5 protein-coding genes are annotated in these 5,931 nt (G+C 61.7%); 4 read left to right on the top strand and 1 reads right to left on the bottom strand.

The genetic code is table 11. The annotated features are described in order from the left end of the window. Positions 1-1,781, bottom strand: a 1,781-nt coding sequence (locus H5U38_10935; GenBank protein ID MBC7187539.1) for a glycoside hydrolase family 97 protein, incomplete at its 3' end; no start/stop codon positions are given. Between the two features lie 530 nt (positions 1,782-2,311). Between H5U38_10935 and H5U38_10930 the strand changes: the two genes are divergently transcribed. The 4 genes from H5U38_10930 to H5U38_10915 all read left to right on the top strand — a co-directional run. After that, entirely contained in the window at positions 2,312-2,881 is a 570-nt protein-coding gene (locus tag H5U38_10930; protein ID MBC7187538.1) for an RNA polymerase sigma factor, read from the top strand. Between the two features lie 3 nt (positions 2,882-2,884). Continuing rightward, a complete protein-coding gene (locus H5U38_10925; protein ID MBC7187537.1) occupies positions 2,885-3,379 on the top strand; it encodes a zf-HC2 domain-containing protein in 495 nt (164 codons plus the stop codon). Positions 3,380-3,424: 45 nt separating this feature from the next. Beyond that, a complete protein-coding gene (locus H5U38_10920) occupies positions 3,425-4,366 on the top strand; it encodes a carboxypeptidase regulatory-like domain-containing protein (protein MBC7187536.1) in 942 nt (313 codons plus the stop codon). Positions 4,367-4,902: 536 nt separating this feature from the next. Further along, a partial coding sequence (locus H5U38_10915; GenBank protein ID MBC7187535.1) for an exonuclease SbcCD subunit D occupies positions 4,903-5,931 on the top strand: 1,029 nt, incomplete at its 3' end.

Here is a 5,931-nt window from a genome sequence, read left to right as displayed (position 1 = left end):
GGCGTCCAGTTGGTCATGGCCCCAAGCCACCAATCTTCGCCGTTCCGCCGGGCCACGAGAATGTACTCTGCCACGCGCGCATCCAGAACCCGGGTCTCGTCCCAGACGGTGGGCACCTTCGCCAGGAATTCCATGCACTCCGGCTCTTTCAGGTAGTGAGTAGGGCTGTCGCAGAGCATCTGCAGGGGGCTTTCGTACACCACGTACATGGCCAGCTGGTGGCAGCGGGTCCCCTGGCTCATCGGCAATGTCATGATGGGGCGGAACTGCTCGCGTGTGGCATTCAGCATGGCTCCTGGGGTGTAGTCCATGGGTCCCGCGAGCATCCGGATGAAGGGGATGGTCACCGCGTTCTCGGGCGAAGCGCCGGTGCTCCACTTGCTCCATTCCATGCCGCGCACCCCCTCTCGCGTGAGCACGTTCGGGTAGGCCCGCCGGAGGCCGGTGGGCTTGTGGGCGCCGTGAAAGTCCACCACCATGTGGCGCCTGGCGGCCTCGCGGGCCACCCGCCAGTAGAAATTGACCACCTCCTGGTCATCCCGCTGCATGAAGTCGACCTTGATCCCCTTGATTCCCCACCGCTGGAACTGGTCCAGCGCCTCCTGCATCTGATTGTCCAGCGTCTTCCACACGACCCAGAGGATGAGACCGACGTTCTTTTCGCGGGCATAGGCGGTCAGTTCCTCCATGTCGATGTCCGGATTCACTTCCAGAAGATTGCCCAGCTTGTACCACCCCTCGTCGAGGATCACGTATTCGATCCCATAGCGAGCGGCGAAATCGATGTAGTACTTGTAGGTGGCGGTGTTGATCCCCGCTCGGAAGTCCACCCCGTACACGTTGAGCGCGTTCCACCAGTCCCAGGCCACCTTGCCTGGCTTGATCCAGGAGGTGTCGTCGAGTTCTAAGGGGCGGGCCAACTTGTACACCATCTGGCTCTCCACCAGATCCCCGTCTCGATCGGCGATGACCATCACCCGCCAGGGGAAAACCCGTTCACCGCGCGTCCGGGCGAGAAAATCGGCGCGCCGGACCGGCACAATATCACGATCGTTGCGGGCACTGTCCTCGAGTACGTAATGCGGGAAGAGGCCCACCAGGGCATTGGTCCAGTCCTTCGAGCCGGTCAAGTACATTCCCGGGTAGTCTTCCAGGTCGGATTCGGTGATCGCCACCTTAGGGCCGTTGGGGATCTCCACCAATGCGGGGAGAGAGCAGAACCGATCCGGTGTGATCTGGCTCAGGGGGATATGCAGGTAGAGCCGCTCCGAGTGGGAGAAGAAGCTTTCCTCCTCGGGGAAGTAGGTCATGCAGTCGGCTGGGAATCGGAACGTGGCCTGCTCCGCCTTGACCACGATCTCTCCAGGAAGCTGCGTGACAAAGCGGTAGGCCACTCCGTCGTTGTAAGCCCGGAAGACGAGCGAAAAACCTCCCTGGAATTCCAGCACCAACTCGTGGCAATGGTCGAGGATTTCCGCCGACTTCTCCATCACCACCGGCCGGATCACCTGTTTGATTTCGTGCTGCCGCGTCCTCCGGAGCGCGGGCCGGGAACCGAGGACGGTGCCGTCGCCAAGGGTCAGGGAAATCGGTGAAGGAGAGAGGATCTCCCTCCCGTTGTGGCGGACGGAGTAGGTGATGACCTGTCCCACGTCCACTACCACCTGCGTGCGTCGGTCGGGCGAGAGAAGCGCAACTTGTCTTGCTTTCGCGCTCCCAGTGCTCAACGCTAGGCCGGCGATCGCGGCCATGAGCAACGCGTGGGAAGAAAAGTTTTCCATACTTGCCTCCTCCAGTCTCTTCCGCTGCAGGTCGAAGGGGAAAGCGGCTAAGGCCACCCGCCGGGCGCAATCAGACGAAGCCCCTTGCCGGCATTTGGCCGGCGCGACTCCGCACAAAGTACGCGCTGAGTCAAAGATAGGAAAGTCGATGCTGGCAATCAAGCTCGATTTCGTGGGCGAGTGATGCTTCTTGTTTCCGGCACAAGCTCACCGCCGTCCTTCTCAAGCCTTAGGAAAACCCCGTTTGAGAGACGGCGAGGTTACGCTCCCCGCCTTCTTCCCGCATCCCACACTCAGGGCAAGAAGCGCGGCGTTCGCGAAGACAGGGATGACGAATTCTCGCTTGGGTCAGCTCTGTTTTTGCCCTCGTGCCGGACAGTCGGTCGGCTCGGTGTAGTCCACTTTTCTAAAGGAGATTCGATTCCTTGCCAAAGGACTTTTCCGTTCAGCATTTTGGCGCATGACACGGTATCATCAGGTAGCAAGTGGACCCACGAGCTGGGTGAGAGGCGGCGCGAAGTAGAGGTGGCGTGCAAGCAGTCGATGAGCGACAACTCCTCCAGCAGGCTCGCGGCGGAGACATGGAAGCCTTCGGCACCTTGGTGGAGAGCTACCAGAGGCGCGTCTTCGCGTTAGCGCTGCGCATGTTGGGAGATAGGAGCTTGGCACGCGAGGCGAGCCACGAGGCGTTTGTCCGGCTGTACCGCTCCCTGCACAGGGTGGACCTCGCGCGACCACTCTTCACGTATCTCTACCGCATCGTGGTCAATCTCTGTCACGACATCGTCGCCCGAGAGCGGGGCGCCGGAAGAGTTTTCGCGCACGACGAAGTTGCGCAGGAGGAACCAGCCCAGGACACCGGACCCGACGGACAGGTGGAGAACGCCGAGCTCTTTACTGTGGTGAGAAGCCTGGCGAGACGCCTTGGTGTTAAGCAGCGCGCCGCCTTCGTGCTCCGTGACCTGGAGGGGCTGGAGATTGCCGAAATCGCGCGCATCCTCGGCTGTCGGCAAAGTACCGTAAGAAGCCACCTTTGCCTGGCGCGGCGGGCGCTGCGCCACATCATCGAAAACGAATTCCCTGAACTGTTGGAGAGGTAGACGATGAGGTGTACACGGGTGCGGGCACTGATCGAGCTCTACGCCGGAAACGACCTTCCGCCACGCCTGCAGGAGCGGCTGAGGCGCCACCTTAGTGGCTGCGCGGCCTGCCAGGCTGAGCTTGCGCGCGTGGAACGTGCCCTAACCGTGGGCAAGCGTTTACTTGTCGCTGCGGAGGAGGTTTCCGCCGGGGTACAACTGTGGCCCAGAATCCGGACACGCCTGGTCCAAGAGTGCCAGCCAGCGCAACACGCTGCACCACGGGTGAGGCTGGGCTTCGTGGGGGTCGGCCTGGCCGTGCTGGTCGCGGCTGCAGTCTTTTGGCTGCGTGATTTCTCGATGCGCTCAACTCGGGAGAGGGCGCTCCAGCCGGCGGAAAAGCTGGTGAGCCAGGGTGTTGCCCTGCCCGTGGTTGAAGGGGGGCTTGAGCCTGGCACCACCGCATTGATCCTGCACGTCGACGACCCGCGCATGACTATCGTCTGGCTCCTGGATTAGCGCAAAGAGAGAAAACAAAGAACGTTACTCGAAGGAGGAAAAGAGATGAGCACGCGAGGGGTGACGCTGCTTGCCCTCCTCCTGGCAACGGGCATTAGCCTGGCCCAGGAGACGGGCAGAATCGAGGGGACCGTAGTGGACGAAGCCACCGGCAAGGGGATCGCCGGAGCAAGCATCATGGCCTATCCGGAGGGTGAAAGGGGCCGGTTGGTCGCGGCCGAGAGCGATGAGCGTGGCTCGTTCGTCCTGCAGGGTTTGCAGAACACCGCCTACGACCTACGCGTGACGGCAGCAGGGTACGCCGAAGAACTGCAGCGGGGGGTTGTCGTGACGACGGGTAAAACGAAGTCGCTGACCATAAGGCTTCGAGCCAAGGGCTCCTTGGTCGCTCGCACCTTTGACCTTAGGTACAAGAATCCAGTCGAGCTGGCGAGCCTGATCAAGCCGTTCTTGAGCGGGAACGGGGAAGTCATCCCCGGGCAGACCATGCGCGTGCTCACCGTGCGCGACACCCCGGAGGTGTTGGACAAAGTGGCCGGCCTACTTGCCCGCTACGATGTGCAGCCCAAGCAGGTGCGCCTCGACCTCCATCTCTTCCTGGCGGACGGGAGCGGCGAGCGGAAGAGGAAGATTCCCGCAGACCTTGCCCCGGTGGTGAGGAAACTGAGCGCGCTTTTTCGCTACAGCCACTACTCGCTGCTCGGCTCGGGAACTGCCATCGTGTACAGCGGCGAGCTGTGTCAGCTCCAAGTCGGCATCTCTGAGCGGATTTTCGCCTCCTGTAGCGTCGAGCGTGTCGAGTACCTGGAGGCGGATGGCGGTGCGGTAAGATTGGAGAAGCTGCGCTTGAGCGCACCCACCCCAGGGGTGGTCCTGGGCACGAGCCTCAACCTGCCCCTCGGCGAGTTCGTGGTGGTCGGGAGGGCGAGTAGCAAGGGCCCAGAGGAGGCGGTAGTCGCCGTGATGAAGGCGGAGCTGGTCAAGTAGGCGCACGTCAAAGGCGGGTCGAGCTGGCGCGGGGGCCAGCTCGACAGGGTTGCATTTCCCAGCCAGGAAAAAGACCTGGCTTGGCCAACTTTACCTTCTGCCTCTGGGGAGCCACCAGCCTGTCTTCGAGAAGAGGCCAGCGACAACTGGGGTGCGGCTTTGCCCTACTCAGCGTCTAGGCGGAGGACTGGGGCACTGCCGTACCAGTTCTCATCCCGGTCATGGCTGCTCTACCCGGGGAGTGAGGGTTTTGGCACAGTGAGGCTTTGGCGGAGGACGCCAGCAAGCACATGCGGCGACCTCCGCTTTTCATTTTCTTCTCAGTCCCGCTGTTTCCTCCCATCATGCTGCTTGATTCCCACCCCAGAGTTTGCTATCTTTCGGCCGGGATGAGCGAACGATGCGCCTTCGTCCAGTGAGGTGGGGGAGGTGCAGACCTTTGCCTCCCGAAGGAGCGCAGGCGAAAAAGGCCGCCTCATCGCAAGGCGGCACGCAGGGGGAGGAGAGCGCCGATCGTGGGTGAGGGCATGAGGCCAATGAGACTTCTTCACGTTTCCGATACGCATCTGGGCTACTCAGAATACGGCAAGATTGACCCACGTACTGGACTCAACCAGCGGGAACAGGACTTTTACGACGCGTGGAATCAGGTGGTTGAGGCTGCCTTGGCGCACAGGCCCGAGGTGCTCGTCCATGCGGGGGACCTCTTCCACACCTCAAGACCTACCAATCGCGCCATCAGAGTTGCCTTGGAGGGGATCCAGAAAATCGTGGAAGCAGGTATCGAGCTCATCATGGTGTCGGGTAACCACTCCACCCCGCGCATCGCTGCCACAGGCTCGATCTTCGAAAGCATTGCCCTCTTCCCCAAGGTGCATGCCGCATATAGCGCGCGCTATGAGCGCTTTTCCATCGGAGAGGTGGACTTTCACTGCGTGCCGCATTGTGCGCTGAGTGAGGAGCTCGAGGCAGCGTTCAAGGCAGTTGCCTTCCGGCCGCAGGCCCGCTACAACGTGCTGGTTACCCATGGTGCCTGGACCAGTGGGCAGACCTACTCGATGGGGGAGTTCAATGAGCAGCGCCTTCCCGACGTGGAAGTCGCGCTGATGAAAACGTTCGACTACATCGCGCTCGGCCACTATCACCGCCACATTGCCATAAAGCCGCACGTCTGCTATTCCGGGGCCACCGAGCGCACCAGCCTCAACGAATGGGCGAACGAGACGGGTTTCCTGCTCGTTGACCTGGAGAGCAGAGAGGTGCAGTACTGCCCGGTTAACAGCCGCCCCATGATGAAGCTTCCACCGGTCGACTGCCGTGGGCTTGATGCGCCGCGGATCTACGATGCGCTGGCGGTGCTGAGCAGCAAAGTGCCCGAAGGAGCTATCGTCGGCCTGACCCTGGTGAACTTGCGTCATGAGACCTTGCTGCGGCTCGATGTGCGCAAGATCGATGCGCTTTTCCCCCAGGCATTTCACCTGGAGAGGCAGTTCGTGCAGCTGCCTGCAGAGGAAGGCAAGACGTCGAGCGCAACGGCTATCGAGGCCCTGCCCGTGGAGTTCGAC

This window comes from Calditrichota bacterium (assembly GCA_014359355.1).
In the GTDB taxonomy this organism is placed as follows: domain Bacteria; phylum Zhuqueibacterota; class Zhuqueibacteria; order JANLFK01; family Oleimicrobiaceae; genus Oleimicrobium.
The sequence above is the reverse complement of the archived record's forward strand: the minus strand, read 5'-3'. Positions and strand labels throughout refer to the sequence as shown.

Excerpts from the sequence above, each read along its gene's own strand:
- H5U38_10925 (MBC7187537.1), top strand. The coding sequence starts at position 2,885 with ATGAGGTGTACACGGGTGCGGGCACTGATCGAGCTCTACGCCGGAAAC.
- H5U38_10920 (MBC7187536.1), top strand. The coding sequence starts at position 3,425 with ATGAGCACGCGAGGGGTGACGCTGCTTGCCCTCCTCCTGGCAACGGGC.